The organism is Actinomadura luzonensis, assembly GCF_022664455.2.
Classification (GTDB): Bacteria; Actinomycetota; Actinomycetes; order Streptosporangiales; family Streptosporangiaceae; genus Nonomuraea; species Nonomuraea luzonensis.
This window is the reverse complement of record NZ_JAKRKC020000001.1, coordinates 2,913,771-2,939,570: the sequence shown is the minus strand read 5'-3', so window position 1 is coordinate 2,939,570 and position 25,800 is coordinate 2,913,771. Positions and strand designations below refer to the sequence as shown.

The 25,800-nt window shown below is 74.3% G+C and carries 25 protein-coding genes; 7 read left to right on the top strand and 18 right to left on the bottom strand.

Features of this window, described 5'->3' with window-relative positions; translation table 11 throughout:
* Positions 1-25: 25 nt before the first annotated feature.
* Positions 26-574, top strand: coding sequence for a helix-turn-helix domain-containing protein (locus MF672_RS14275; protein WP_242377443.1), 549 nt, complete (start codon positions 26-28; stop codon positions 572-574).
* On the opposite strand, the gene MF672_RS14270 is transcribed toward MF672_RS14275, so the two are convergent.
* From MF672_RS14270 to MF672_RS14230, 10 genes are all read right to left on the bottom strand, one after another.
* On the bottom strand, positions 556-1,329 hold the full coding sequence (locus tag MF672_RS14270; RefSeq protein ID WP_247815246.1) for a methylated-DNA--[protein]-cysteine S-methyltransferase: 774 nt from the start codon (positions 1,327-1,329) through the stop codon (positions 556-558). The two genes, MF672_RS14275 and MF672_RS14270, sit on opposite strands and share 19 nt — an antisense overlap.
* Positions 1,326-1,877 (bottom strand): RNA polymerase sigma factor, encoded by a 552-nt coding sequence (locus MF672_RS14265; RefSeq protein WP_242381554.1) that lies wholly within the window; start codon positions 1,875-1,877, stop codon positions 1,326-1,328. The genes MF672_RS14270 and MF672_RS14265 overlap by 4 nt, the downstream gene beginning before the upstream one ends.
* A 90-nt stretch (positions 1,878-1,967) precedes the next feature.
* Entirely contained in the window at positions 1,968-2,267 is a 300-nt protein-coding gene (locus tag MF672_RS14260; RefSeq protein ID WP_242381553.1) for a DUF1416 domain-containing protein, read from the bottom strand.
* Positions 2,267-3,106, bottom strand: coding sequence for a sulfurtransferase (locus MF672_RS14255; protein ID WP_242381552.1), 840 nt, complete (start codon positions 3,104-3,106; stop codon positions 2,267-2,269). Before MF672_RS14255 ends, MF672_RS14260 begins: the two co-directional genes overlap by 1 nt.
* Before the next feature lie 278 nt (positions 3,107-3,384).
* Positions 3,385-3,468, bottom strand: coding sequence for a putative leader peptide (locus MF672_RS52100; protein ID WP_407654771.1), 84 nt, complete (start codon positions 3,466-3,468; stop codon positions 3,385-3,387).
* A 32-nt stretch (positions 3,469-3,500) separates the two neighbouring features.
* Positions 3,501-3,857 (bottom strand): thioredoxin family protein, encoded by a 357-nt coding sequence (locus tag MF672_RS14250; protein ID WP_242381551.1) that lies wholly within the window; start codon positions 3,855-3,857, stop codon positions 3,501-3,503.
* Positions 3,858-3,884: 27 nt separating this feature from the next.
* Entirely contained in the window at positions 3,885-4,670 is a 786-nt protein-coding gene (locus tag MF672_RS14245) for an anti-sigma factor family protein (protein ID WP_242381555.1), read from the bottom strand.
* A complete protein-coding gene (locus MF672_RS14240) occupies positions 4,670-5,182 on the bottom strand; it encodes a sigma-70 family RNA polymerase sigma factor (protein ID WP_242381550.1) in 513 nt (170 codons plus the stop codon). Before MF672_RS14240 ends, MF672_RS14245 begins: the two co-directional genes overlap by 1 nt.
* A 37-nt stretch (positions 5,183-5,219) precedes the next feature.
* Complete coding sequence (locus tag MF672_RS14235; protein WP_242381549.1) at positions 5,220-5,885, bottom strand: LmeA family phospholipid-binding protein; 666 nt, start codon at positions 5,883-5,885, stop codon at positions 5,220-5,222.
* A gap of 69 nt (positions 5,886-5,954) precedes the next feature.
* Entirely contained in the window at positions 5,955-6,206 is a 252-nt protein-coding gene (locus MF672_RS14230) for a MoaD/ThiS family protein (protein ID WP_242381548.1), read from the bottom strand.
* A gap of 175 nt (positions 6,207-6,381) precedes the next feature.
* On the opposite strand from MF672_RS14230, the gene MF672_RS14225 reads away from it, so the two are divergent.
* The 3 genes from MF672_RS14225 (at position 6,382) to MF672_RS14215 (ending at position 11,089) form a co-directional block, all read left to right on the top strand.
* The gene (locus MF672_RS14225; RefSeq protein ID WP_242381547.1) at positions 6,382-7,074 is read left to right on the top strand and encodes a response regulator transcription factor; all 693 of its coding nucleotides are present in this window, start codon (positions 6,382-6,384) and stop codon (positions 7,072-7,074) included.
* An 89-nt stretch (positions 7,075-7,163) separates the two neighbouring features.
* Positions 7,164-10,619: a tetratricopeptide repeat protein gene (locus tag MF672_RS14220; protein WP_242381546.1), complete on the top strand. Its 3,456-nt coding sequence runs from the start codon at positions 7,164-7,166 to the stop codon at positions 10,617-10,619.
* A gap of 104 nt (positions 10,620-10,723) precedes the next feature.
* Positions 10,724-11,089 carry a hypothetical protein gene (locus tag MF672_RS14215; RefSeq protein WP_242381545.1) on the top strand — a complete coding sequence of 122 codons (366 nt, stop codon included), beginning with the start codon at positions 10,724-10,726 and terminating at the stop codon, positions 11,087-11,089.
* Positions 11,090-11,113: 24 nt separating this feature from the next.
* Here the strand turns inward: MF672_RS14215 and MF672_RS14210 are convergent, their stop codons facing one another.
* Together MF672_RS14210 and MF672_RS14205 are read right to left on the bottom strand one after the other, a co-directional pair.
* Entirely contained in the window at positions 11,114-11,794 is a 681-nt protein-coding gene (locus MF672_RS14210) for a hypothetical protein (protein WP_242381544.1), read from the bottom strand.
* A gap of 15 nt (positions 11,795-11,809) precedes the next feature.
* On the bottom strand, positions 11,810-12,364 hold the full coding sequence (locus MF672_RS14205) for a TetR/AcrR family transcriptional regulator (RefSeq protein ID WP_242381543.1): 555 nt from the start codon (positions 12,362-12,364) through the stop codon (positions 11,810-11,812).
* A 102-nt stretch (positions 12,365-12,466) separates the two neighbouring features.
* Between MF672_RS14205 and MF672_RS14200 the strand changes: the two genes are divergently transcribed.
* Together MF672_RS14200 and MF672_RS14195 are read left to right on the top strand one after the other, a co-directional pair.
* The gene (locus MF672_RS14200; protein ID WP_242381542.1) at positions 12,467-13,462 is read left to right on the top strand and encodes an aldo/keto reductase; all 996 of its coding nucleotides are present in this window, start codon (positions 12,467-12,469) and stop codon (positions 13,460-13,462) included.
* A 94-nt stretch (positions 13,463-13,556) separates the two neighbouring features.
* Complete coding sequence (locus MF672_RS14195) at positions 13,557-14,171, top strand: dienelactone hydrolase family protein (RefSeq protein ID WP_242381541.1); 615 nt, start codon at positions 13,557-13,559, stop codon at positions 14,169-14,171.
* 19 nt (positions 14,172-14,190) lie between these two features.
* Here MF672_RS14195 and MF672_RS14190 read toward each other — a convergent pair whose 3' ends face one another.
* Genes MF672_RS14190 through MF672_RS14180 form a run of 3 tightly spaced genes read right to left on the bottom strand, consistent with a single transcriptional unit; the run spans position 14,191 to position 16,281 of the window.
* Positions 14,191-15,045, bottom strand: a complete 855-nt coding sequence (locus tag MF672_RS14190) for a PHP domain-containing protein (RefSeq protein WP_242381540.1) — start codon at positions 15,043-15,045, stop codon at positions 14,191-14,193.
* Positions 15,045-15,740 carry an anti-sigma factor family protein gene (locus MF672_RS14185; protein ID WP_242381539.1) on the bottom strand — a complete coding sequence of 232 codons (696 nt, stop codon included), beginning with the start codon at positions 15,738-15,740 and terminating at the stop codon, positions 15,045-15,047. Before MF672_RS14185 ends, MF672_RS14190 begins: the two co-directional genes overlap by 1 nt.
* A 43-nt stretch (positions 15,741-15,783) precedes the next feature.
* Positions 15,784-16,281, bottom strand: a complete 498-nt coding sequence (locus MF672_RS14180) for a sigma-70 family RNA polymerase sigma factor (RefSeq protein WP_242381538.1) — start codon at positions 16,279-16,281, stop codon at positions 15,784-15,786.
* A 202-nt stretch (positions 16,282-16,483) separates the two neighbouring features.
* On the opposite strand from MF672_RS14180, the gene MF672_RS14175 reads away from it, so the two are divergent.
* Positions 16,484-20,872 carry an FtsK/SpoIIIE domain-containing protein gene (locus tag MF672_RS14175; protein WP_242381537.1) on the top strand — a complete coding sequence of 1,463 codons (4,389 nt, stop codon included), beginning with the start codon at positions 16,484-16,486 and terminating at the stop codon, positions 20,870-20,872.
* On the opposite strand, the gene MF672_RS14170 is transcribed toward MF672_RS14175, so the two are convergent.
* Genes MF672_RS14170 through MF672_RS14160 form a run of 3 tightly spaced genes read right to left on the bottom strand, consistent with a single transcriptional unit; the run spans position 20,859 to position 25,608 of the window.
* Positions 20,859-21,257: a hypothetical protein gene (locus tag MF672_RS14170; protein ID WP_242381536.1), complete on the bottom strand. Its 399-nt coding sequence runs from the start codon at positions 21,255-21,257 to the stop codon at positions 20,859-20,861. The genes MF672_RS14175 and MF672_RS14170 overlap by 14 nt on opposite strands.
* Positions 21,258-21,289: 32 nt before the next feature.
* Entirely contained in the window at positions 21,290-21,616 is a 327-nt protein-coding gene (locus tag MF672_RS14165; protein WP_242381535.1) for a hypothetical protein, read from the bottom strand.
* Between the two features lie 14 nt (positions 21,617-21,630).
* Entirely contained in the window at positions 21,631-25,608 is a 3,978-nt protein-coding gene (locus MF672_RS14160; RefSeq protein WP_247815245.1) for a DUF6531 domain-containing protein, read from the bottom strand.
* Between the last annotated feature and the right edge of the window lie 192 nt (positions 25,609-25,800).

Here is a 25,800-nt window from a genome sequence, read left to right as displayed (position 1 = left end):
CGGCCCGTACGGCAGCATGAACGGTATGGAACCGCTCCCCGCGTTCGACACCGACCCGCGCGTGGTGGGAGATCGGCTGCGGCAGCTGCGCCAGGCGCGCGGCGTCTCCCTCTCCGAGCTCGCCAAGCGGGCGGGCATCGGCAAGGCCACCCTGTCGGGCGTGGAGACCGGCACCCGCAACCCGACGCTGGAGACGCTGTGGGCGATCACCGCCCAGCTCGGCGTGCCGATCGGGGCCATACTCGACCCGCCGCCCGAGCCGCAGATCATGCGCGGCACGGCCATGGAGGCCGAGCTGCTGGAGGTCTTCGAGGACGACCGGGTCACCTACGAGCTCTACCGCGTGCGCGTCCCGCCCGGCCTCACCCAGACCTCGCCCGCGCACCACGAGGGCGTCACCGAGCACGTCACGGTCTTCAGCGGCACGCTCAGCGCCGGGCCCATCAAGGAGCCGCTGACGGCCGGGCCCGGCGACCACATCTCCTGGCGTTCGGACGTGCCCCACGGCTACCGGGCGCACGGCCCCGACCTCGTCAGGGCCACGCTGCTCATGCGCTACCCCACCAAGCCCTGAGCGGGGGCGGGGCGGCAGGTGCGGCACGGCCGGTAGCCGGCCGCCCGGGCCTGGGCGAGCGTGCGGAAGCCGTGCCGGTGGGCGGGCGTGATGCGGCGGGCGTTGTGGCAGGTGGGGAAGCAGACGACGCCGGTGGTGTCGCTCGCCAGGTAGAACACGCCCTGCCCGGTCAGGCGGCGCAGGCGCTCCAGGTCCACGCCCTCGGCCAGCAGCAGCCGCTCGCCGGCCGCCGCGCCGAGGACGTGCTCGCCGGGCCGGCCGTCCGCGCCGACCACGCGGTGGCAGGGCACGAGGAGCGGCACCGGGTTGTCCGCCAGCGCCGCCGCGACCGCGCGGGCGGCCGTGGGGCGGCCGAGGCGGGCGGCGATCCAGGAGTGCGGGCGGACCTCGCCGCGCGGGATCGTCCGCGCCGCCTCCAGCACCTCGCGGCGGAACGCGCTCAGCCCGTCCAGGTCCAGGCGCACCCCGCTCGACCGGCCGGTGCGCAACGCGGGCAGCAGCCCGGCGGGCGGCCGGGCGGCGGGCAGCGGCGGCCGGGCGGCCGGCAGGAGAGGCCGGGCGAAGCGCGCGCGGAACGCCCGCGCGAACCCCTCCGCGCCGCGCACGTACGCCACGCCCCGGCCGGTCCAGGCCACCCGCAGCTCGCCGACCGCGGACGGCACCGCGACCCAGCGGGCGGCCACGCGCTCGAACAGCTCGTCCGGCGCGTCGGCGGCCAGCGCCGCCAGCCCGGCGAGCAGACGGTCCTCGGTCATCGAACGCCTCCCAGTGCGCGCAGCCGCTGCAACCCCCGCGACACGTGCGACTTCACCGTGCCCTGCGGGATCCTGAGCACGGTGGCGATCTCGGCGACCGGCAGGTCGGCGACGTGCCGGAGCACCACGGCGGCCCGCTGCTCGGCCGGCAGCAGGCCGAGCAGCGCGGCCAGCTCGTCACCGGTCTCGCGGCGCTCGGCGGCGGCCTCGACGTCCTGGCCGGGGTCCACCTCGTCCAGCGGCTCGTCGCGCAGGTCGGGCGGGGGTTTGCGGGCCTTGGCGCGGGCCGCGTTGCGCCAGTGGTTCATCAGCACGGTCATCAGCCACGCCCGCGGCTGGAGCGCCGCGAGACGGTCGGGGCCGTAGCCGGCCAGCGCCCGATAGGCCCGCAGGAACGCCTCCGCGGTGAGGTCCTCGGCGCAGGACCAGTTGCCGCTCAGCCGCAACGCGGTCGAGAAGACCAGGTTGCGGTGGCCGGCGTACAGCTCCGCGAACCCCTCGTCGAGGTCGTCGAGCAGCGCCTTGGCGACGGGGTCGATAGCACTCACGTCAGGAAGAACACCGCCGGGCCGGGATCGGTTGCACGCGGAAGGGCCCGCGCCGGGCGATGCCGGCGCGGGCCCTTGCTCGCACGCTGTTCAGACGGCGACGGCGAGCTGGGCGACCTCGCCCAGCTTGGCCTCGACCTGGACGTCCCTGGTGACGCCGCCGCCCGCGATGATGCGGACGGTCCAGTCGCCGGGAGCGGCGAAGAAGCGGAAGACGCCGTCCTCGGACACCACGACCTCGCCGGTGAACTCGCCGGAGCGGTCCAGCAGGCGGGCGTAGGCGGTGCCGGCGCCGGTCACGACGCCCTGGATCACGGCCTGGTTGGACAGGTCGATCCCGGCGGGCAGCGCCACGGTCTGCTCCGGCGCTCCGCAACCCTGTGCAGTCATCAGCGGGCCTCCCCCAGCTCGATCGGCACGCCCACGAGCGAGCCGTATTCGGTCCACGATCCGTCGTAGTTCTTCACGTTCTGCTGGCCGAGGATCTCGTGCAGCACGAACCAGGTGTGCGCCGAGCGCTCGCCGATGCGGCAGTAGGCGATGGTGTCCTTGCCGAAGTCGACGCCGGCGTTCTGGTAGAGGGTGCGCAGGTCCTCGTCGGACTTGAAGGTGCCGTCGTCGTTGGCCGCCTTGGACCACGGGATGTTGCGGGCGGTCGGCACGTGGCCGGCGCGCTGGGCCTGCTCCTGCGGCAGGTGGGCGGGGGCCAGCAGCTTGCCGGTGAACTCGTCGGGCGAGCGCACGTCGACCAGGTTGAGCTTGCCGATGGCGTTGACCACGTCGTCGCGGAAGGCGCGGATCGCGGAGTCCTGCTCCTGGGCGACGTACTGGGTCTTCGGCCGCTCGGGGACGTCCTTGACCAGCTCGCGCGAGTCGAGCTCCCACTTCTTGCGCCCGCCGTCGAGCAGCTTGACGTTGTCGTGGCCGTAGAGCTTGAAGTACCAGTAGGCGTAGGCGGCGAACCAGTTGTTGTTGCCGCCGTACAGCACCACCGTGTCGTCGTTGGAGATGCCGCGGTCGGACAGCAGGGCCTCGAAGCCGGTCCTGTCCACGAAGTCGCGGCGGACCGGGTCCTGCAGGTCGTTCCGCCAGTCGATCTTGACGGCGCCACGGATGTGACCGCTGTCGTAGGCGCTGACGTCCTCGTCGACCTCGACGAGAACGACTCCGGGGGTGTCGAGGTTGGCCTCGACCCAGTCGGCGTCCACCAGTGCGGCGGAGCGGCTCATTGGGAAACCTCCATGTTGGCGGCGGGCAGTAGACGGCTGATATGCGGGTACGTGGCGCAGCCAAGGCTGGATCCCGAGGCTGCGTTGAGGATCTTCGTGTGGAGCACCGGCGAGGTGCGCGCGGCCCCGGGCACCCGGAAGCGCCCCGTCGGTGCGACGAGGGCGGGAGTCAGGGTCGGGTTCGGCGCGCGGAGGCGCGACGTTTCAAGGTCGGCACGCATCGCGGGATGCTCCTGAAGGGTCGATGGGGCGGATCGTCGATCCGCGCTAGATCGTCCTCAGGCAGCGCGACAGAGCGCGGTGGCCACGCGGCAGAAGTCAACCGCGCGCCGCTTCGTGAGCAGCTCTGTCGAAAGGGTCATGCGCACGACACTACTCGGCGTCTCGTCATCTGTCACATCTCGTCCGGTTGGTGAGACGTTTCCCGCTCCACGGCCGCGGCGAGCGCCACCAGGACGTCGGCCTTGCGCGGCAGGCCGGAGGCCCGTTTGACGATGTGCCCCGCGCCGTCCAGCACGAGCACGGTGGGGGTGGCGGTGATCTCCAGCCGGCGGACCAGGTCGAGGCGCGACTCGGCGTCGACCTCGACGTGCCGCACGCCCGGCACCAGCGCGCCGACGTCGGCGAGCACCCGCCTGGTCGCCCGGCACGGCTGGCAGAACGCGGTGGCGAAGTGCACCAGCGTCGCCCGCTCGCCGAGCGCGGCCCCGAGATCGGCCGCGGACAGCGGACCCGTCGACGAACCCGTCACCTCAGGTGCAACCGGCGGGCTCCGTGATTACTTCCCGGCCACCTTGACCAGCACCTTGCCGGAGCGGTCGTCGACCAGCTCGAAGCGCGCGATGTCCTTGAGCGCGAGCCTGGTCTCCGTCCGGAACGCGGTGCGCCTGCTGTAGGCGCCGGTCCCGATGACCCAGCTCTCCGTGACGTCCCGCTGCCCGGCGGCGCCGATCACCAGCACGTGGCACCTGGTGCCGGCCGGCACGCCGCGCACCTGCACGCCCAGCTCGGTGCCGTCCTCGTCGGGCCAGGCCATGACGGTGGCGTAGTAGTCGGCCTCCTCGTTCTCGCCCTTGAACTCGGGGCCGGTCACCGCCCTGCTGCTGGCCGACGGGGTGGGCACGGCCTTGCGCTCGGGCCCGGCGCTCAGCGCCTGGCCCTGGTCGGCCATGGTCGCGGGCTCCCGGGCCGAGGCGGCGCTCTCGGGCGCCTGGGCGGCGGTCGTCGCCGGGCCGCCGTCGCCGGTCACGGCGGACCAGACCGTGCCGCCGAGCACCAGCGCGGCGACGGACGCGGCCGACAGCAGCAGCATCCGCCCGCGCCGGGTGCGCCGGACGCGGTCGTTGAGCAGCCGGTCGAGCACCTGGCGCGGCGGGCTGGCGACCAGCTCGACGTCGCGCTCGGACACCTTCTCCAGGTAGGAGGTGACGTCCTCCAGCTCCAGCAGCTCCGCGCCGCACGCCTCGCAGTCGGCGAGGTGCCGGTCGACCTCCAGCGCCTCCTCGGGGTCGAGCGCGCCCAGGGCGTGCACGCCCAGGGACATCCGCACCTCTTCGCACGTCATCACGGCGCCAGCCCCCGCTCCTCCAGTGCGAGCTTGAGCGCGCGCAGGGCGTAGTACGTGCGTGACTTGACCGTTCCCGGCGGGATTCCGAGCGTCGCCGACGCCTCCTTCACCGATCGTCCCCGGTAGTAGACCTCCATCAGCACCTCGCGGTGCTCCGGCCGGAGCGCGGCCAGCGCCTCGGCCACCGCCCACGACTCGACCGCGCGCTCCAGCTCGTCCTCGGCCGGCAGCACGGTGAGCGCCTCGTCGCCGGTCTCCTGCGGCCGGGCCTTCTTGGCGCGGTGCTGGTCCACCACGAGGTTACGGGCCACGGTGAACAGCCACGCCCGGATCGGCCGGTCGGTGAGCGCGTCGGGATGCCGCCAGGCGCGCAGCAGCGTCTCCTGCACGACGTCCTCAGCCCTCCCCGAGTCACCGGTCAGTCGCAGCACGTAGCCGTAGAGCGGCCCCGCGTGCTCGTCGAAGAGGGTCTTCACCAGTTCCTCGTCGGCGGTGTCGGCTGCGGTCACGTCCTCATCACGTACGACGGGACGGATCGGTTCAACCTCATCCACGGAGCGGCACGTCAGTCGCCTCGGCCGAGAACTCCAATCCTTCGGCCACGCTCTTCACCCCGGTCACCTTCACGTCGAACGGCAGCTTCCCCTTGAACGGGATCGTGTACGACACGAACTGCGCGAGCTGGTCGGGCACACCCTGGATCTTCACGGCCTGGAGCCTGATGCCCCCGTCGGCCACGTCGACCCGCATCTCGGCGTTGAACTTCACCTTGCTCACCCCCACCGTCACCTCGCCCGACGCCGTGAGCCGCGACCCGTTCCCGCCGATCTTGACGCCGCTGGGGGCGTACTTGTCGATCGTGGCCCTGGTGAGGGTGCCGCTGATGCTCACGCGGCCGGCCCGGATGTTGGCTCTGTTCTGGAGGACGTCGGCCAGCGGCGCCGTCACGTCGTAGGCGGCGCCCCGCAGGTTCTTCACCGGCACGCCTCCGTAGGTGAACGTGCCGAGATTGAACCGTACCTCTGGATACCGCCCGCTGATGGCCTGAGTGAGAAATGGGATGCCCTCAATTGTCACCGTGGGCGTGCCGGAGAGGTCGGCGGCCGCCGCGATGCGGTTCGACAGGTCGCGCTCGACCCCGGCGGCGGCCACGCGGTCGACGGCGACAAGGAGAATGACCAGCACGATCAGGAAAACGATCAGCTTGCGCATGGGGCTCCCTGTGCAGGCGGGGGTTAGAGCCTATCGATGGAGGCTCTCATTCCCCCACGAAGCGGATGATCACCCGCCGGCGAAGGGCGGCAGCACCTCGACGGTCACGCCGTCGCCGAGGGCGACCTCGTCGTGGGGGCGTCTGCCGACGGGCGAGCCGTCCACGAGGAACGAGCAGCGGCGCACGACCTGCGCCAACTCTGCGCGATTCTGTGTGATTTTCGTCATCAGTTCACCAAGTGTGACGGCTTCGAACGTTTCTTCCGCAACGCCCGCCGCGTCCTTGGCCGCCGCCCAATACCGTATTTTTCCAGTGGCCATGCGATCCTCACAATCGGTACAGATCTATTGTGCGGCGTCCTTAACGAGGTTGTTCCAGGAGACGCGCTGTTCACCTGGTGGACCCGCAATGGACGCGACTTACTCGTGGGATATCCTCACTCACAGGACCTGGGCGACGTAGCCCCCGGGTCCTTGCGCGTTTGAGGAGGCCGTAATGAGCAACCTGCTCCTGCTGACCAACGCCCTCGAGCCGTCCGCCGAGGTGCTCCCGGCGCTGGGGTTGCTGCTCCACTCGGTCCGCGTCGCACCCGCCGAGGCGTCCGCGCTCATCGACACCCCGCCCGCCGACGCCGTCATCGTGGACGCGCGCAAGGAGCTCGTCCAGGCCAAGAGCCTGTGCCGGCTGATCCGCACCACCGGCATCGACTGCCCGCTGCTGGTCATCGTCACCGAGGGCGGCCTCGCCGCCATGACCGCCGAGTGGGGCGTCGACGACGTCCTGCTCGACAGCGCCGGCCCCGCCGAGGTCGAGGCCCGGCTCCGCATGGCGACCGGCCGCATCACCCAGGCCGCCGCCGAGGAGGTGCCCGACGAGATCCGCAGCGGCGACCTGTCCATCGACGAGGCCACCTACACCGCCCGGCTCCGCGGCCGGGTGCTCGACCTCACCTTCAAGGAGTTCGAGCTGCTGAAGTACCTCGCGCAGCACCCCGGCCGGGTCTTCACCCGCGCCCAGCTCCTCCAGGAGGTGTGGGGCTACGACTACTTCGGCGGCACCCGCACGGTCGACGTGCACGTCCGGCGGCTGCGCGCCAAGCTCGGCACCGAGTACGAGTCGCTGATCGGCACGGTCCGCAACGTCGGCTACCGCTTCGTCCCCGACCGGACCGACGCCGCGAACGTCTGACACGCATTTGACAGCACGGCCGCCCGGTGTGACACATTGGTGGTCGGTCCGTAGAAGGTCTGTCAGGTCGAGGACACCGCCGTCCGAGGATGGGTGGTGTCGGGGTGTGGTCGTTCAGGTCGCTGGTGGACGAGGGCGCCCGGCCGCGCGTGTTCCGGCGTAACGAGACCATTTGCTCCCCGTTGCGGGCTCCCAGCCACGTTTACGTCATCGACTACGGCTACGCCCGCGAGTACACCCCGGCCGGCGACCGCGAGTCCATCCACGACCTGCGCGGCGACGGCGACCTCATCGGCGAGCTGGCCTTCTGGAGCCCCGCCGAGCGCGTCCGGGTGGACGCGCTGACCGAGCTGCGGGCCTGGCCCATCGACCTCCGCGGCCTGCGCGAGCACGCCGCCGCCAGCCCCGCCGTCGCGACCGCGCTGGTGCAGGAGCTGTTCGCGCGCAACGTGGCCGCCCGCCGGCACGAGGCCCTGGCCCGCGCCCCGGTCGCGGCCCGGCTCGCGGTGTGGCTGCTGCACCTCGACGAGCGTTACGGCCTGGCCGCCGAGTCCGCGCCGCCGCTGTCCATGGAGACCCTGGCCGACCTGGTCGGCAGCTCGCCCGACGTGGTGCAGCGCCAGCTCCAGCAGTGGACGCAGCGCGGCTGGCTGGTGCGCCCCGGCTACCGGCGGCTGCGCGTCGAGGACCCGGCCGCGCTGCGGGCCGCCGCCGGCGACTGGGAGCACCTGTCGGCGCCCTTCACCGGCCGGGTGACGCCGTTCCTGACCCGGCCGGGCGCCCCGGCGGAGCCGCTGCCGGTCGGCGAGCTGCCCAAGCCGCGCCAGCTCCCCGCCGACGTGCCCGACTTCACCGGCCGCCAGCAGAGCCTCGACCTGCTCACCGCCTGGCTGGACCGGCCCCGCCGCACCGGCGCCATGGTCGTGCAGGGCCTGCCGGGCGTCGGCAAGACCGCGCTGGTCACCCACTGGGGGCACCTGCACGCCGACCGGTTCCCCGACGGCCAGATCGTCATCGACCTGCGCGGCCAGTCGCCCAGCCAGCCGCCGATGAGCGCGGTGGAGGCGCTCGGCCAGATCCTGCGCTCGCTCGGCGTCGGCGAGCCCGCCGCCGACGAGGCCGAGCTGATGCTGCTCTACCGGAGCAGGACCGCCGGGCGGCGGCTGCTGCTCATCCTGGACAACGCGGCCGACGCCGCCCAGGTGCGCCCGCTGCTGCCGGGCGGCAAGGACTGCGTGGTGCTCATCACCAGCCGCACCCGCATGGCCCCGCTGCGCGCGACCGGGCACGCCGACCTCATGGACCTGCCCGTGCTCGACCCGGGCAACGCCGTGGCGCTGCTCGTCGGGGTGCTCGGCAAGGACTCGCCGCGCGCCGCCGACCGGGACGCGCTGGCCGAGCTGGCCCGGGTGTGCTCCTACCACCCGTTCGCGCTGCGGATCTCGGCCGCCAAGCTGGCCGAGAACCCCGGGATGGGCGTCGAGGAGCGGGTGCGCGAGCTGCGGAGGCCCGGTCGGCTGCTCGTCGGCGACCCCGAGGAGGCGTTCAGGTCGGCGCTCGACCTCGCGTACGAGTCGCTGAGCCCGGGGCAGCGGCGGGCGTTCCGGCACGTCGGGCTGCTGCCGGGGCGCGACTTCACCCCTGAGGTGCTGGCGGCCGCGCTCGGCGTGCCGGTGGGCGAGGCCGTCGCCGCCGTGGAGGGGCTGCACCGGGCGTACCTGGTGGAGCCGCTGCCCGGCCCCCGCTACCGGGTGCACGACCTGGTCAAGCGGCTGGCCAGGGAGCTCGGCCGGCACGCCGAGGCGGGCGTGCGCGAGGCGCGGGCCCGGCTGCTCGACCACTACCTCGCGGTGGCCACCGACCCGGCGACGCCGCGCGAGTGGTTCGAGGCCGAGCGGCGCTCGCTGGTGTCGGCCGTGCGGCTGGCCGAGGAGAGCGGCGCGTACGGGATGGCCTGGCGGCTGGCCGAGGCGGTCTTCGCGCCGTTCCGGCGGCTCCGCCACTACGAGAACAACCTGGAGATCCAGCAGGCCGGGCTCAGCTCGGCCATGCAGGTGGGCAACAGGCGGGCGATCGCGCTCATGCGCGGCAACCTCGGCTCGATCCACCGCGACATCGGGCCGTCCACGCTCGCCGCCCGCTTCATCGGCGAGGCGCTGGCCGACCACACCTCGCTCGGCGACGACGTCGGCCGCGCCCGCGCGCTCAACGACCTCGCCGAGGTGCACGGCCTGGCGGGCAAGGGCGAGGACGCGCTCCGCTGCGCCGCCGAGGCCCTCGACCTGTACGGCCGGATCGGCGACCGGCCCGGCGTGGCGAGCTGCCTGCACACGCTGTCGCGCCTGCACCTGTCGCAGGAGCGCTACGAGCCGGCCCTCCAGTACGCCGGCCAGGCCCTCCGGGTGCGCGAGGAGCTGGGCGACCGGCGCGGCACGGCGGAGAGCCTGATCCTGCTGGCCCGCGTCCAGCGCGACCTGGGCCGGCCCGACGCCGCCCTGTCGGAGGGCCTGGAGGCGCTGTCGATCTGCCAGGAGCTGGGCGACGAGCAGGCCGAGGCCGACACCCTGCTCTGCCTGGCCGAGATCTACGACCTGCTGCGCCTGCCGCACGACGCCCGGCGCGACGCCGAGCGGGCGCTGGCCGGCTACACGGCGGCCGGCGACCAGCACGGCAGCGGCCGGGCCCTCGCCGCGCTCGGCCGCATCGCCCGCAACGGCTCCCGCTACGACGAGGCCCTGGCCTGCTACGAGCAGGCGCTCGCGGTGCAGGTGGAGCTGCACCACGAGCAGGGCAAGGCCGAGACGCTGGGCGACATCGGGCTGGTGCACTGGCGGCTGGCGGACTACCTGCGCGCCGGCGACTACCTCAGCCAGGCGCTGGCGATCAGCCGGGTGATCCACGACGCGCCGGGCGAGGCCCGCATGCTCAACCGGCTGGCCCGGGTGCGGCGGCGGCAGGGGCAGCCGCAGGTGGCGTTCGTGTACGCGCTGGAGGCCCTGGACATCGTGCAGGGCACCGGCAACCGGCGGGCCGAGGCGGACGTGCAGGAGACGCTGGCGTACACGTACCTGTCGCTGGGGCAGCACCAGCCCGCGCTGCGGGCGGCGCGGGCGTCGCTGGCGATCAGGGAGGAGCTGGGCGACAACCGGGCGAGCGCGCTGCTGTCCACCGCGCAGGCCCTGCACGCGGCGGGCCGCCCGGCGGCGGCGCTCGGCCCCGCCACGGAGGCCGTCGAGCTGCAGAAGGAGACCGGCACCCGGGACCGGTGGGCGGCGGCGCTGACCACGCTGGCGCTGATCCTGCTCGACCTGGACCGCCCGGCCGAGGCGCTGGCCCACGCGCGGCAGGCCAGGGACGTGCACCAGGAGTGCGGCACCCGGCGGGACCTCGGGTGGGCGCTGCGGGCGCTCGGCCTGATCGCGGCGCGGCTGGAGGACCGGGAGACGGCCGTCGCCTGCCTGACGGAGGCGGTGCGGACGCTGGAGGAGACCGGCGACGTGCTGGAGACCCGCCGCGTCACGGAAGAACTCCGCTATTTATCGTGAATTCCCGCTAAAAGTCGCCAAATCCGGGTTGTGAGGTCGCAGATCTTCACCGCCGCCCTGCCGTTCACTGAGGACGACGGCCACGAACGGCGGAGGTGATCCGGATGCTCAAGAACCAGCTACGGCGCGACCTGCAGTGGCTCAGACGGCAGGCGCGCAGGGACCGGCGGATCACGCTCGCGCTGCTGGCCGGCGTGGCCGCCGCCTGGGTCAGACAGGTGCCGTGGGACGTGCCCGCCGGGTCCGGGGTGCTGCTCGGGCTCTCGATCGGGCTGTTGCTGGTCTCCGCCTTCTCCTGGCTGAGCGCCGTCCGCCTGGTGACGCGGGTGCCGCGGGCGCGCAAGGACCCGGTGGAGGACCTGCGCTGGATCTCGCGGGTGCGGCGGGGCAAGGAGTGGGCGGTCTGGGCGGCGGGCGCGTACGCGGCCTGGCACCTGCTGCAGTTCGTGACGGCGCTGGTGCTGGGCTGAGCACGGCCTCCGGCCGGCGGGGCGTCACACGGGGGCCGCCCCGCCGGCCAGGGCGATCCGCTCCAGGCTGTGGACGGCGATGCGATCGCCGGTGAGCGTGAAGCGCACGATCTCGGCCGAGTCCAGCTCGGCCGTCCCGAGGTCGGCGTCGGCGTGGGCGTCGCACCAGGCCACGACGGCGGCCGGGTCGCGGACCGGGCCGGCGAAGTGGGCGAGGCTCACGTACCAGAGGTCGCGGCGGCGGCCGTGGTCCAGGTCCCGGACGCCCCGGCTCGCCAGGGCCCCGGCGAAGCGCTTGCCGAGCAGGTCCAGCGTGTCGTCCTCGGGGCGGCCGTGGACCAGGACGCCGCCCGGGTGCGGGGAGACCCCGCGCAGCCGCAGCCGCGCGGGCCGCAGCCCGGCCGCCGCCTCGGCCAGGGCCCCGGCGTACGCGCGGCGCAGGGGGTCGTCCTCGGGGACGTGCTCCCGGTAGGGCTCCAGCGAGCGGAAGGTGACGTGCAGGGACGGGCCGCCGTGCACCCAGTGGCCCGGCGCGGGCAGGGTCGCGGCCAGCGCGGACAGCCGCGCCACGACCTCGCCCTCGGGCCGCAGCACGCCCGCCGCCCCCCAGCGGCGGGCTCCCTCGGTGAGCGGCGGGTCGTACGTGGCCCGGCCGGACAGCAGGGCCTGCCTGCCCCTGGCGCGGAAGGCGGAGAGATCGGACATCTGTGCCAGTATGCGTCAGGGACGCAGGCCCTCGCGGACGATGGTGAGCATGCGGGCGCGGGCCACCGGGTCGGGATGCGGCCGCTCGCGCGCGACGCAGGCGTTGAGCAGAGCCTTGACGTCGGCCAGGTCGGCGTCGCGGCGGATCGCGCCCGCGCCCTGGGCCGCCTCCAGCAGCACGCGCCAGGCGCCCATGACGTCGTATCGGCTGTCGGCCGCCACGCCCTCGAAGTCGAACCCGGCGCCGGCCAGCGCGTCCACCAGGCCCCGGTTGGCCGCGCCCGCCTCGACCATGAGCCCGAAGAAGGCGAAGAACGCCTCCTCGGGCGGCTCGCCGCCGGCCAGCTCGTGCGCGCGCCGGACGAGCTGTTCCATGCCCTCCAGCAGGATCGCCTGGAACAACGACTCCTTGGTGGGGAAGTGCCGGCTGACGGTGCCGGTGCCCACCCCGGCCCGGCGGGCGATCTCGTGCACGGGCACCGACAGCCCCTCGGCGGCGAACGTCTCGGCCGCCACCTCCAGGACCCGCGCCCTGTTGCGCTGGGCGTCGGCGCGCAATGGCCTGCTCATACGGCTTCCGTTCCGGCTCCATAGACAAGCGGGATGGCCGTCCCGTATATTCCGGGAAATAACCGGGACGCCCGTCCCGCATATTATCAAGGGAGTCGCGTCATGCGTACGGTCAAACTCGGCGGCGGCGGCCTGGAGGTGCCCGCGATCGGCCTCGGTTGCATGGGCCTCAGCGAATTCCTCGGCCCGACGGACCACGACCAGGCGCTCGCCACGCTGCGCGCCGCCGCCCGCCTCGGCGTCACCTTCCTCGACACCTCCGACTACTACGGCGTCGACTTCGCCAACGAGCGCCTGATCGGCGGCTTCCTCGCCGAGCGGCGGGCGGACGGGCCGATCACGGTCGCCACCAAGTTCGCCGCCGTGCGCGCGCCGGGCACCGGGGAGCTGGTGGGGGTGCGGAGCGACCCCGCGTACGTGCGCGAGGCCTGCGAGGGCAGCCTGCGCCGCCTCGGCGTCGAGCGCATCGACCTCTACTACCTGCACCACCCCGACTTCGCCACGCCCATCGAGGACACGGTCGGCGCCATGGCCGAGCTGGTCGCCGAGGGCAAGGTCGCCCACCTCGGCCTGTCCAACGTCGACGCCCGGCAGTTGCGCGCCGGGCACGCCGTGCACCCGATCGCGGCCGTGCAGAACGAGTGGTCGCTGTTCAGCCGCGACGACGAGGCGTCCGTCGGGCCGCTCTGCGCGGAGCTGGGCATCGGCTACGTGGCGTACGCGCCCTTCAGCCGCGGCTTCCTGACCGGCCGGCACGTCTCCACGGACGGCCTGGCCCCCGACGACCTGCGCCGCGGCCTGCCCCGCTACCAGGCCGCCAACGCCACGCACAACGAGGCCCTGCTCGCGCCCGTCCGGCGGGCCGCCGAGGCGCACGGGGCCACGATGGCGCAGGTCGCGCTGGCCTGGCTGGCGCAGCGGGGCGACGAGCTCGGCGTCACGGTCGTCCCCATCCCCGGCACCCGCAGCCCGGAACGGCTGCGCGAGAACGCCGCCGCCCTCGACCTCACGCTCACCCCCGAGGAGATGGCCGCCCTCGACCCGATCGCCGCCCAGGTCCGCGGCGCCCGGATGCCCCCTCCGCCCGACCTCCACTGACCCCGGCCCCGGCGCCGCGAGGGCGGGCGGCGCGGCGGGGGGTAGAGGCCGCCGCACGAGGGTAGCGGTGCCGGCAGGTGGGGAGGTGTTGCGCATGGCCGGGGATGGGGACCTGGTCGTCCCTGACGCCGCTCAGGGGCTCGTGTTGTTCGCGCACGGCAGCGGGAGCAGCCGGCACAGTCCGCGCAACCGGTACGTCGCCGGCGCGCTCAACGAGGCCGGCCTGGCGACGCTGCTGTTCGACCTGCTGACGCCCGAGGAGGAGGCCGACCGGGCGAACGTCTTCGACATCGCCCTGCTGGCCGGACGCCTCCTGGACCGCACCCGCCAGGCCAGGGACGACCCGCGCTCCGCCGGCCTGCCGATCGGCTACTTCGGGGCCAGCACCGGCGCGGCGGCGGCGTTGTGGGCGGCCGCCGAGCCGGGCAACGAGATCGCCGCGGTCGTCTCCCGCGGCGGCCGTCCCGACCTCGCCGGGCCGCGCCTGGCCGCCGTGCGGGCCGCCACGCTGCTCGTCGTCGGCGGCCGGGACCCGGTGGTGGTCGAGCTGAACCAGGAGGCCCAGCGGCGGCTGCGCGTCGAGAGCCGGCTCACGGTCGTGCCGGGCGCGACCCACCTGTTCGAGGAGCCCGGCGCCCTCGACGCCGTCGCCGACCACGCCCGCGACTGGTTCGTCACGCACTTCGCGGCCCCGCGCAAGCCGGGCTGACCGGCGGCGCCTCGCGGCCCTACTCGCGCGGAGCCGCCACGGGGGCCGCGCCGGTGGCCTCGGCGACGAGGCGTTCGTACACCTCGGGGGCCGTGGTCTCGCAGCCGAGGCGGTGCCCGGTCAACTCGCCGTGGTCGTCGCTGGAGCCGGTGACCGCCAGGCCCAGCTCGCCGGCCAGCACGCGCAGCCGGGCGCGGGCGGCCTCGTCGTGGTCCAGGTGGTCGGCCTCGACCCCGAACAGCCCGGCCGCGGCCAGCTCGGCGATGTCCGCGTCGGGCACCGTCGCCCCGCGCCTGGCCGCCTTGGGGTGGGCCAGCACCGGCACCCCGCCCGCGGCTCTGACCAGCCGCACCGCCCGCACGGGGTCGAGCGCGTAGCGGGAGACGTGGGCCCGGCCGCCCGTCCCGATCCACTCGGGGGTGAACGCCAGCTCGGGCGCGGCGATCGCCCCGGCGGCGACCATGGCGCGGGCGATGTGCGGCCGCCCGACCGGGCCGCCCGCCGCCAGCGCGGCGACCTGCTCCCAGGTGACCGGCACGCCCAGCTCGGCCAGCCGCTCGACCATGAGCCGCCCCCGGGTCTCGCGGGCCGCCCTGAGCCGCCCGCACTCGGCGCGCAGCTCGGGCTCGGCCGGGTCGAAGAGGTAGGCGAGCAGGTGGACGCTCTGCCCGTCGCGGCGGCAGGACAGCTCCATGCCGGGCACCAGCGTCAGCCCGGCGGGCAGGGCGCCGATCGCCTCGGGATGGCCCGCGACGGTGTCGTGGTCGGTCAGCGCGAGCACGTCGAGGCCGCGCTCGCGGGCCCGGCGCACGACGGCGGCCGGGGGCTCGGTGCCGTCGGAGGCGCTGCTGTGGCTGTGCAGGTCGACGCGCATCAGGTCGCGATCGTGGCCAGCGTGCGGCCGTCGAAGGTCTCGACGGTGAAGTGGTTGAGGTGGTCCTGGGTCAGGCTGGTGCCGCCGTGCAGGAGCAGCGGGTCGGGCGCGCCCGGCACGCCGTACCCCTTGTCGGGGACGCCCCAGCTCGCCACCGTCTCGGAGCGGCCGTCGTCGCCGACCGCGAGCAGGCGGCACTGCAGCGGCCCCCTGACGCCCTTGAGCTGCAACGCGACGTGGGTGCCCCAGCCCTTGTCCTCCAGGCCGACGACGGCGTTGACGCCGGTGGCCGGGTCGGTGACCGTGTACGTCCTGCCGGTCATGAGCAGGGCCGCGGCCGGGCTGTGGACGCTGTCCGGGTTCGGGCCGCCGGTGAACGACCGCACGGCCAGGAACACGCCGGTCGCGATGAGCACGCACGCGGCGGCGGCCGTCATCGTGCGGTGCAGGCCGCGGCGGCGGCGCTCGGCGGCGGCCCGGCGCACCAGCAGCGACTCGACCTGCGGGTCGGGCGGGCTCGGCAGCAGGTCGTCCGGGTGCACCCCCTTGATCAGCTCGCCCATCTCGGCGAACATGCCGACCTCGGCGGCGCAGCTCGGGCAGCCCGCCAGGTGGCGCTCGAAGGCCGCTCGCTCCCCCTCGTCGAGCAGGCCCAGCGCGTACGCGGCGACGTCCTCGTGTTGGACCTCGTTCATGGCCGTACCACCCCCCTCTCCATCATGTGCCGCATCGGAGGATTCATGGCAACATCACCCCCCTTTCCTCCAATGCGACGCGCAGGGCCCGCATGGCGTAGTACACGCGGGACTTGATCGTTCCGACCGGGACGCCGATCGTCTCGGCCGCCTCCGCGACCGTGCGGTCGAGCAGGAACGTCTCGGTGAGCACCTGGCGGTGGGCGGGCGAGAGCGAGAGCATGGCGTCGGTCACCACGATCTCGCGCAGCAGGCGCTCGTCCTCGGCGACGGTGGCCTGGGCGCGCTCGGGGATCTCCTCGACGGTGTCGAGGGGGCGGTGGCCGGAGCGGCGGCGGTCGTCGATGACGACGCGGCGGGCGACGGTGGCCAGCCAGGGCATGAGCGAGCCGCTGTCGGTGCGGAGGTCGTGGATGTTGCGCCAGGCGCGGACCAGGGTCTCCTGGACGACGTCCTCGGCCCAGCGCCGGTCGCCGCCCGTCAGCCGGACGGCGAAGGCCATCAGCGGGGCGCCGTATTCGCGGTAGAGGGCGCGGACCATGGCCTCTTCGGTTACGCGGTGATTCCTCACAAGGGGGCGGGCTCCTCGCGTACTGCGGATATCATTAAATACCGCGCTGATATGGGATTTATTACTCTAGCTAGCGGCGAGGGCCGCGGCCATGTACTTTGCCCCTCTGGTCGTACAGCTAGATTTAATTGATAAATCAGGTTAAGTCCTCCGGTCCTCCGGAGAGGGGCCTATGATCATTCGGACCACGATCCGCGATCCGGCGACCTCTGCCGAGTGCGACGTCGAGGTGACGGCCGAGCCGGGCACCACCGTCGGCTCGTTGCTGCGGGCCCTGCCCGTCCCCGTCGCGGGGCGGCCGTGCTTCGTCGGCACCGGCAAGCTCGACCCCGAGGCGACCGTCGCGGGCGGCCCGATCGTGCCCGGCGCGACGATCTCGATCGGCGAGCCCGAGCGCGCGCAGCCCTGGCGTCCCCTCGCGGCGGCCGGGGCGCTGCGCGTCTTCGCCGGGCCGGACGCCGGCCGGGTGATCTGGGTCAGCCCCGGCGCCCACGTCGTGGGCCGCGACCAGACCGGCGTCTGCCTCCCCTACGACCAGCGGGTGTCCCGGCAGCACGCGCGCCTCGACGTGTCCTGGACCGGCGAGGTCACGGTCACCGACCTCGGCTCGCGCAACGGCACGCTCGTGGACGAGCTGCCCGTGCGCGAGCCGGTGCCGCTCCGGCCGGACGGGGTGCTCCAGGTGGGCGACGACCGGCTGCGCTGGGCGCCGCTGCCGCCGTCCCGGCTGCGGACCACCCGCGCCGCCGACGGGCGGATCGACTTCGACCGGGCCTTCTCCCCCGCGCCCGCCGTCCCGGCGGCCGTGATCACGCTGCCCAGGAACGAGACGCCGCAGCGGAATACCGCCGCCGCGCTGCTTTCGTCACTGCTGCCGCTGCCCATTTCGGTCGCGATGGCGATCTTGTTAAAAAGTCCGTACTTTCTGCTGTTCGGGATATTGACGCCGATCACGTTCTTCGCCACGCAGTGGGTCGAGGGCCGGCAGCGCGCCAGGAAAGAGCGGGAGTTCGACGCCCGCAAGCACGAGACGCTGGAACGGATCAGGCGGCACGTCGTCCGCGAGCAGTGGCTGCGCCACCTCGTCGCGCCCGACGAGGTGGACCTCACCTACGCCGCCACCCACGAGGGCCCCGGGCTGTGGCCGCGCAACGCCGACTCCCCCGACGGGCTGACGCTGCGGGTCGGCGTCGCCGACGAGCCCGCCGCGATCCGCTTCGACGGCGAGCCGTGGCCCGGCTTCGCCGAGCCGGTGCTGCGCGGCGTCCCGGTCACCGTGGACCTGCGCGAGATCGGCGTGCTCGGCGTCATCGGCCCGCCCGAGCCGGTGGACGCGCTGCTCCGCTGGCTGCTGGTCCAGCTCGGCACCCTGCGCGCCCCCGACGAGCTGCGCCTGGTCCTCATCACCGCCTCCGGCGGCGAACGCCTGGCCTGGACCCGCTGGCTGCCGCACCTGGCCCCGGACGGCGGCCCCGTCCCCTGCCTGGTCGGCAACACGCCCGAGACCAGGACCGCACGCGTCGAGGAGCTGCGCGACCTCGTCACCGACCGTCTCAAGGCCCGCGACCAGCACCGGCGCTTCGCCGAGGAGGTGGTCGTCGTGCTCGACGGGGCGCGGGCCCTCCGCGACGTCCCCGGCGTGCGCGAGGTGCTGCGCGAGGGCCCGTCGGTCGGCGTCCACGTCATCTGCGCCGACCAGCGCAGCCTGAACGAGTGCCGCGGCGTCTGCGAGCTGGACGGGGCGTCCATGCTGCTCACCCGGGCCCGGCGCGGGCTGCCCGCCGCCGTGCGTCCCGAGGGCCTGAGCGAGGCGGCGGCCGAGCGCATCGCCCGGGCCGTCGCCCCGATGCGCGACCGGCTCACGCTGGCCCGCGCCGAACGCGTGATCCCGTCCGCGGTGCGGCTGCTCGACGTGCTCGGCGGCGAGCTCACCCCGGAAGGGGTGCTGGCCCGCTGGGCGACCGACCCCGGGCCCACCACCAGGGTCGTCGTCGGCGCCGACGGCGCCGGCCCCGTCACCGTGGACCTCGCCGCCGACGGCCCCCACACGATGCTCGGCGGCGCGACCGGCGCGGGCAAGAGCATCCTGCTGCAGACCCTCGTCACCTCCCTGCTGCTGGCCAACCGGCCCGACGAGCTCAACCTCGTGCTGGTGGACTTCAAGGGCGGCAGCGCGTTCCTGCCGTTCGAGCACTGCCCGCACGTCGTCGGGCTGATCCGCTCCACCGGCGACACCGCCGCCGACGTCTTCGACGAGAGCGCCGCCCGGCGCGTCCTCGCCTCCGTACGGGCCGAGGTCCGCCGCAGGGAGGCGATCCTCGCCCGGCACGGCGGCGAGATCGACGCCTACTGGGCGGCCGGCGGGCGGCTGCCGCGGCTGGTGATGGTGTTCGACGAGTTCGCGCGGGTGCTGGAGAGCTCGCCCGACTTCCTGCGCGAGCTGGTCAACGTGGCCGCCAAGGGCCGCTCGCTCGGCATGCACCTGGTGCTGGCCACGCAGTCGTTGCAGGGCAAGCTGTCGCCCGAGCTCCGCAACAACATCTCGCTGCGCGTCACCCTGCGCCAGAACGAGCCCTCCGACAGCGTGGAGGTGCTGGGCGTGCCGGACGCCGCCGCGATCCCGTCCCGGCTGCGGGGGCGCGGCATGATCATGCGGGTGGGCGGCGAGCAGCGGACGCCGCAGCTCTTCCAGACCGGCTACCTCGGCGACCCGCCGCCCGCCGCCGGCGCGGCGCCGGCGCGTGCCCGGGTGCTGCCGTGGACGGCGCTCGGCCTGCCCCGGCCCGAGCCGCCGTCCCGGCCCGCGAACGGGCCCACGGACCAGGACCTCGCGATCGCCGCCGTCCGCGCCGCCGCCGGGCGCCTGGCCTTCGAGCCGCCGTTCCGCCCGCTCCTGCCGCCGCTGCCCGCCGCCCTGGACCTGACCGCCATCCTCCCCCCGCCCGCCGCCCTCGATCCGGCGCCGCCGCCCCACCCCTCTCCCGCCGCCTCTCCCGCTCCCTCCTCCGCCTCTCCCGCTGCCTCTCCCGCTGCCTCGGACCCGGCGCTTCTGCCGGGGGCGGCGGCGGCCCGGGGACGCCACGCCGCCCGCTCCCCCGCGCCCGGCGACCCGCCGCCCGTGCCGTTCGCCCTTCTGGACGACCCCGCCCTCCAGGCCCAGCCCGCGATGACGCTCGACCTCGCCGGCACCGAACGGCTGCTCGTGGCCGGCGGCCCCCAGTCGGGCCGGACCACGTTCGCCCGCACCCTCATCTCCAGCCTGGCCACCCGCTGCCCGCCCGCCCAGGTGTGGCTGTACGTCATCGAGAACCAGCCGGGCGGCCTGGCCCCCTACGAACGCCTGCCGATCTGCGGCGCGGTCGCGAACGCCGCCGAACCGGACCGGATCCGCCGGCTCGTGACCTGGCTCGCCGGCGAGGTGGACCGCCGCCGCCTGGCCCGGCCGTCGCCGCGGCCGCCCGTGATCGTGCTGCTCATCGACGGCTGGGAGTACTTCGAGAACCGCGGCGACCCCGACTTCGTGGAGACCTCGCTGCTGGTGACGCTGCGCGGCGTCGTCGCGGGCGGCCCGCCGGTCGGCGTGCATGTGGTGGCGGCAGGCGGGCACGACATGCTGCGGGGCAAGACCCCGGACCTGTTCTCGCGGCGGCTGCTCCTGCCCTTCGCGCGGGAGGAGACGCGGCGTTCGTACCTGGCGTCGTCCGGCATGGTGTCGCCGCCGGTGCTGCCCGGCCGCGCGATCGACGCCGCCACCGGCCTGCACGCCCAGATCGCCCTGCCCCTCGACCCGCCGTGGCCGCTGCCGGGCCCCCCGTTCCCGAAGTCGTTCCCGCCCCTGCCCGCCGCCCTCCCCCTGGACGAACTCGCCGGCCCCCCTGTCAGCGTCGGCGCGACCCCTGTCAGCGCCGGCGGGATCCCGATCGGCGTCGGCGGGCCGGACGTGCGCCCGGTCGCCCTGGACCTGTTCGGCGCGGGCCCGCACCTCGCCCTCGTCTCGGGCCCGCCCGGCTCGGGCCGCAGCAACGCCGCCCTCGTCCTCGCCACCGGCCTGCTCCGCGCGGGCGTCGGCGTCCTCGCGCTCGCCCCGCCCCGCTCCCCGCTGGCCCGCGCCCTCCCGCCCGGCGCCCGCCTCCTGACCGGCACCGCCTTCACCGACGCCGACCTCCGCGCCGCGGCCGCCCCCTTCGCCGGCACCCCCTACGCCGTGCTCCTCGACGACTTCGACCAGCTCACGATCACTCCGGGCGAGCAGAACTTCGACACCCTCCCCACCCTCCTCCAGGACCTCCTCACCCCTGCCGAGCTGGGCCGCCGCGCCCTGATCCTGGCCGGCGACGCCACCCCGATACTGGAGGGCCACCGCCGCGCCCTGTCCCAGGAGGTCACCGAGACCCTCCGCGCCGGCGCCCGCGTCGTCCTCGCCCCGTCGAACCGCGTGACGGCCCGCGAACACGCCCTCACCCTGGAACCCGACCAGTTCTTCACCGGACCGCCGGGCCGCGCCTACCTGTCCGTGGGCCGCCGCACCGACCTGATCCAGATCGCCCTCACCGGCGCCTGATCCGCTGCGGCAGCACGCCCTCGTCCCAGAGCCGGTCGAGCGCGTCCAGGTACTCGGGCAACTCCAGCCCGCCGAGCCCCCGCACCACACCCTCGGGCACCCGGTCGACGTCGAAGCCCGCGGCGGCCATGGTGACGGTCGTCGCCGACGCGTACCGGTGGCAATGAGTGCACCAGACGGAGGACATGCCGACGGTGCGGCGCTCGCCGACGTGGTCCCGGTAGAACGAGCGCAGGCCCCGCCGCCCGCAGGCGGGACACTCCTCCTCCCGGTAGGCGACCTCCTGGACCTCGCCGTCACGCAGACCCGCCAGCAGCGCGGCGGCCTTCTCGGCCAGCGCGTCGTAGTCCGCACGCGAGAAGGACCGCCACCTGACCTCACGCACCGAGCCGCTCACCTCCCGGCGACCGTGGTGACCTACAGGATCTCGACGTCGGGGTTCACGTCGAACTGGTTGAACACCATCCAGGCGACGTCGATCTTCTCGCGCAGGCAGGGAATCCCGTCCGGAACGGCGATCCTGAGATCGATCGTCCCTTCCTCGGTCGCCTTGGAGATCGTCACCGTCAGCCCCGCGTGCCCGAGGGGGTAGGTGAACCAGGCGTCCTTCTCCGCGTCCCGTTCCAGGCCGAAAGCGATGGCGTCCCAGTCGGAGTCGTCGAAGTCGTAGGCGATGATCTCCGAGAGCGCGAGCATGAAACCCTTCAGGTTGGCGGCTCGCAGCCAACCACCCAGCTCCGTCATATCTTCCTCTTTCCTCAAGGAACGCTCGACGGCAACATGGGCCAGGCGTGGATCTTCTTTCCACTCCTGGTGACCGTTATCCAGTCAGTGAGATGGCCGGTCCGGGCGTGCACGCCGATCGGCCCGTTGGTGACGAGCACGCGGGCCTTGTTGAGGACCCACAGGTTGTTCGCGTCAGCGAAGGCGGCCGCGTCCAATGCTAGCTTCTCGGCCTCCACATGGAACAGGAACTGGCTCTCCCCCGGCGTCCCGTCGAGGTGCTTGAGCATCTTCTGCCGGTCCACCGTGTACAGGTCGTTGGTCCAGTTTCCCCTGGGGTTGACGTACGGCCGCGACGCGCCCTGCGGCCGGTACGGGCTCAGCCCGAACGGGTCGCACCAGGAGTACGGATTGACCACGTAGGCGCCCGGATCCGACCCGCCGAGCAGGCCGAGCGGGTCGTCGCTGAGGTAACGGGCGCTCTCCGGGTCGTAGTAGCGGAAGAAGTTGTAGTGGAGGCCGGACTCGGGGTCGGCGTACTGGCCGGGGAAGCGGAGGGGGCAGTCGGTGTCGGCGGGGCCGGCGCCCCAGAGGGTGTGGGGGCGGGGGCGCCAGGTGAGGGTGCCGTCCGGGGCGACCAGGGCGGTCGGGGTGCCGATCAGGTCCGTGGTGATGGCGTGGAACCGTTCGTCGTACCGGTCCTGGTCGTGGTGGCGGTCGGTCTGGGCGAGGGGGTGGAAGGTGCCGGGCTGCCAGTCCCAGGACGTGGTGCGGTCCCCGGTGGACTGTTCGGCGAGGGTGAGGCCGTCCCAGACGAAGTCGGTGCGGTGGGTGCCGTCGGCGTGCTCCTTGGCGATGCGGCGGCCGAGCGGGTCGTAGAGGTAGCGCCAGCGGGTGCCGTCGGGGGTGGTGACGGACGTCAGGCGGTCGTCGGCGTCCCAGGTGTAGTGCCAGGTGCGGGGCTTGGCGGACAGGCCCTTCTGCCGGCGCAGGACCAGGCGGCCCTGGCGGTCGTAGGCGTAGTGGGTGCGGCCGGCCTGGCGGATCAGGGTGCCGGTGTAGGCGCGCGGGCCGCGCGAGTCGGCCGGGGCGGGCCAGAGGGCGTCGGTGACCTGGCCGGCCACGTTGTACGCGTACCGCTCCGACCAGCCGGGCCCGAGCACGCCGGTGACGCGCCCGACCGGGTCGAGGTCGAAGCGCCGCGGCCCGGCGAGCAGGTCGTCGATCTCGGTGACGTGCCCGTCGGCGCGGTAGCCGTAGCGGCGGCTCTGGACGACCCGCTGGGCCGGGCCCGCGGTCAGGATCTGGCTGTCGAGCCGGGAGTCTGCGCTCCAGTGGCTGGTCAGCGTGACGTCGGCGCCGAAGTCGCGGGAGATCTCGCGGCCGGCGGGGTCGTAGCCGAACCGGATCGTCTGCCCGCCCGTCCGGACGGAGGCGGGCTGCCCGCACGCGTCGTAGGCCCAGGCCGTCCGCGCGCCGGACGGGGTGCGGCGCGCGGTGCGCCGGCCCGCCGCGTCGTAGGCGGAGGTGACGGCGCGGCCGTTGCACGTCTCGGCCGTGACGCGGCCGGCGGCGTCCCGGGCGAAGGTGAGGACGGCGTCGGCGTTCGCGGCCCGGACCAGGCGGCCGAGCTCGTCGTAGGCGAAGGTCGTGGCCTGTCCGCCGGAGTGTCGCGCGACGACCTGGCCGAGCACGTCGTGCACGTACGTCGTGGACTGGCCCGCGCCGTTGACGCGCTCGGTGACGCGGCCCGCCGGGTCGCGGGCGTAGGTGATGACGCGCTGGTCGAAGTCGCTCTCCTCGGTGAGGCCGCCCGCCGCGTCGTAGGTGTACCGCCAGGTCAGCCCTTGCGGGTCGGTGACCGCCAGCAGGCGCAGCTCGGTGTCGTAGGCGAACTCCAGGCGGGCGCCGTCGGGCGTGGTGCGGGCGGCGGGCTGGTCGAACGGCCCGATCTCGGTGCGGGTGACCTGGCCGAGGGCATCCACGTGCTCGATGAGGTTGTTCTCGGCGTCGTAGCGGCGGTGTTCGGTGGCGCCGCCGGGCAGGGTGCGGGTGGCGGGGCGGCCCTCGACCGTCCAGGTGTGGCGGGTGGTGTTGCCGAGGGGGTCGGTGGTCGCGGTGACGCGGCCGAAGGGGTCGCGGTCGTGGCGGGTGGTGCCGCCGAGCGGGTCGGTGATCGCGACGGGCAGGCCGGCCGGGTCGTTGCGGAGGGCGTGGGTGTGGCCGAGCGCGTCGGTGATCGAGGTCAGGGCGCCGCGCTCGTCGTAGGAGCAGGTCGTCGTGCCGTCGGAGAGCGGGTTGCCGCGGTCGTCGTAGGTGAAGGTCGTGGTGGTGCCGTCGTGGTCGGTGACGGTCTCCGGGAGGTGGAGCGGGGTGCGGGTGACGCGGCGGACGGCGCCGTCGGGGCGGACGACCGACAGCAGGGCGCCGGCGTCGTCGTAGCCGAACTCCGTGGTGGCGCCGAGCGGGTCGGTACGGGCGAGGAGCCGGTCGAAGGGGTCCCAGCGGTAGTGGGTGGCGTGGCCCAGCGGGTCGGTCTCGCGGGTGACCTGGAGGAGGTCGTTGTAGTGGTACGTGGTGGTGTGTCCGAGGGAGTCGCGGGCGGTGGTGACGCCGTCGCCGTAGCCGATCTCGGTGGCGAAGACGCCGCCGGCGCCGGTGCCGGAGACGCAGCGGCCCTCCTCGTCGTACGTGTACGCGTACCAGGTGCCGATCCGGTCCAGCCACCGCGTCATCCGGCCCTCCTCGTCGTAGGAGAACCGCAGCGGCAGCCCTGAGGAGTTGACCACCTCGGTGAGGTCGCCGGTGTCGTCGTCGTAGCCGTAGGTGAGCAGGGTCTGGCCGGCGCCGCGCAGGCGGATCTCGACCACCCGGCCCTGCCGGGTCTCGACGTCCAGGTGGTAGCCGCCGGAGTGCGTGACGTCGGTCAGCAGGCCGTCGGGGGTGTAGTGGAAGTCGATGCGGTTGCCGTTGCGGTCGGTGACCGCGCTGACGGGCCGGACCTCGCCCGGGCCGGCGAAGTGAGTGGTGCGGCCGGTCAGGGGGTCGGTGACGGTGTACGCGTCCCCGTCGGCGCGCAGTTCGAGGCGTGGGCCGTCGGCGGGGAGGGCGGGCTCGCCGCCGTCCGGCGACGGGTGCGGGAAGGCGAGCAGGACGCCGGTCTCGGTGACCAGGCACACGCCCTCGTCGTCCACCTCCACGCGCTGGTCGAGGGTCGAGGCCCAGGAGCGGCCGAACCAGCGTCCGGTGCGGTGCGCGGACAGATGGGTGCGTTCCAGGCGGAGCGGGAGCACGCCGGGCAGGTCCACGTCGGTCTGCGGGAGCAGCACGATGCCGGTCGGGAAGTGCACGGGGTCCTTGCTGAAGAACTGGCGGCCGCGCTGCCAGGCCGCGTTCGCCGCCGCGCCGGCGCGGGTGCCGCCGGCGTTGATCGCTGAGCGGATCGAGGTGGCCGTACCGCCGAGGCCGGCGCGCAGCGCGCCGAGCCCGAGCGCGCGCCCGCCGCCGCCCCGTACCAGGGCCGCCGCGCCGCGCAGCCGCGACAGCGCCTTGACGCTCTGCGCGAGCAGCCCCGCGCCCTTGCCGAACGGCAGCACCCCGACCGCGGCCAGCGCCACCTGGCCGAGCGAGCCGCGGCCCTGGCGGTACTTGTTCAGCGCGTCGGCCAGCACCACCGCCCCCGCGGCCACCGCCACCCCGGCGAGGATCGCCCCGGCCAGCCCGCCGGTGCCGATCACCAGCACCACCAGCCCGGCCACCATGGCGACCTTGCCCGCGAACGACACGAAGTCGTCCCACGACCGGAACGGCGTCGAGATCACGTCCCACGCCTTCTCCAGGAAGGTCTTGTTCTTGATGCCGCTGCCGTCGAGCGCGTCCTCGAGCTCCCTGACCGCGCGCGACTCGGCGTCGCCGCGCAGCCGCGCGGCCTCGTCGGCGATCCGGCGCGCGCGGGCGCGGTCGGTCTCGGCGTCGCGGGCCCGCTGCACGGCCGGCCGGACGGCGGCCCGCACGGCCGGGTCGGCCGCGCCGACCGCCGCCTCGACCTGCGCCAGGTCGCCGGTGGGGCCGGAGGAGCTGGGCGCGCACCTCGCGCAGGGCGCCCTGGTAGCGGACCTCGGCCGCGCGGCCCTGGTCGAGCGCCGCGCCCGCCTGCTGCCTGGCCTGCTCGAGGCTGCCCGCGTACGTCATGAGCGCGGTCCCCG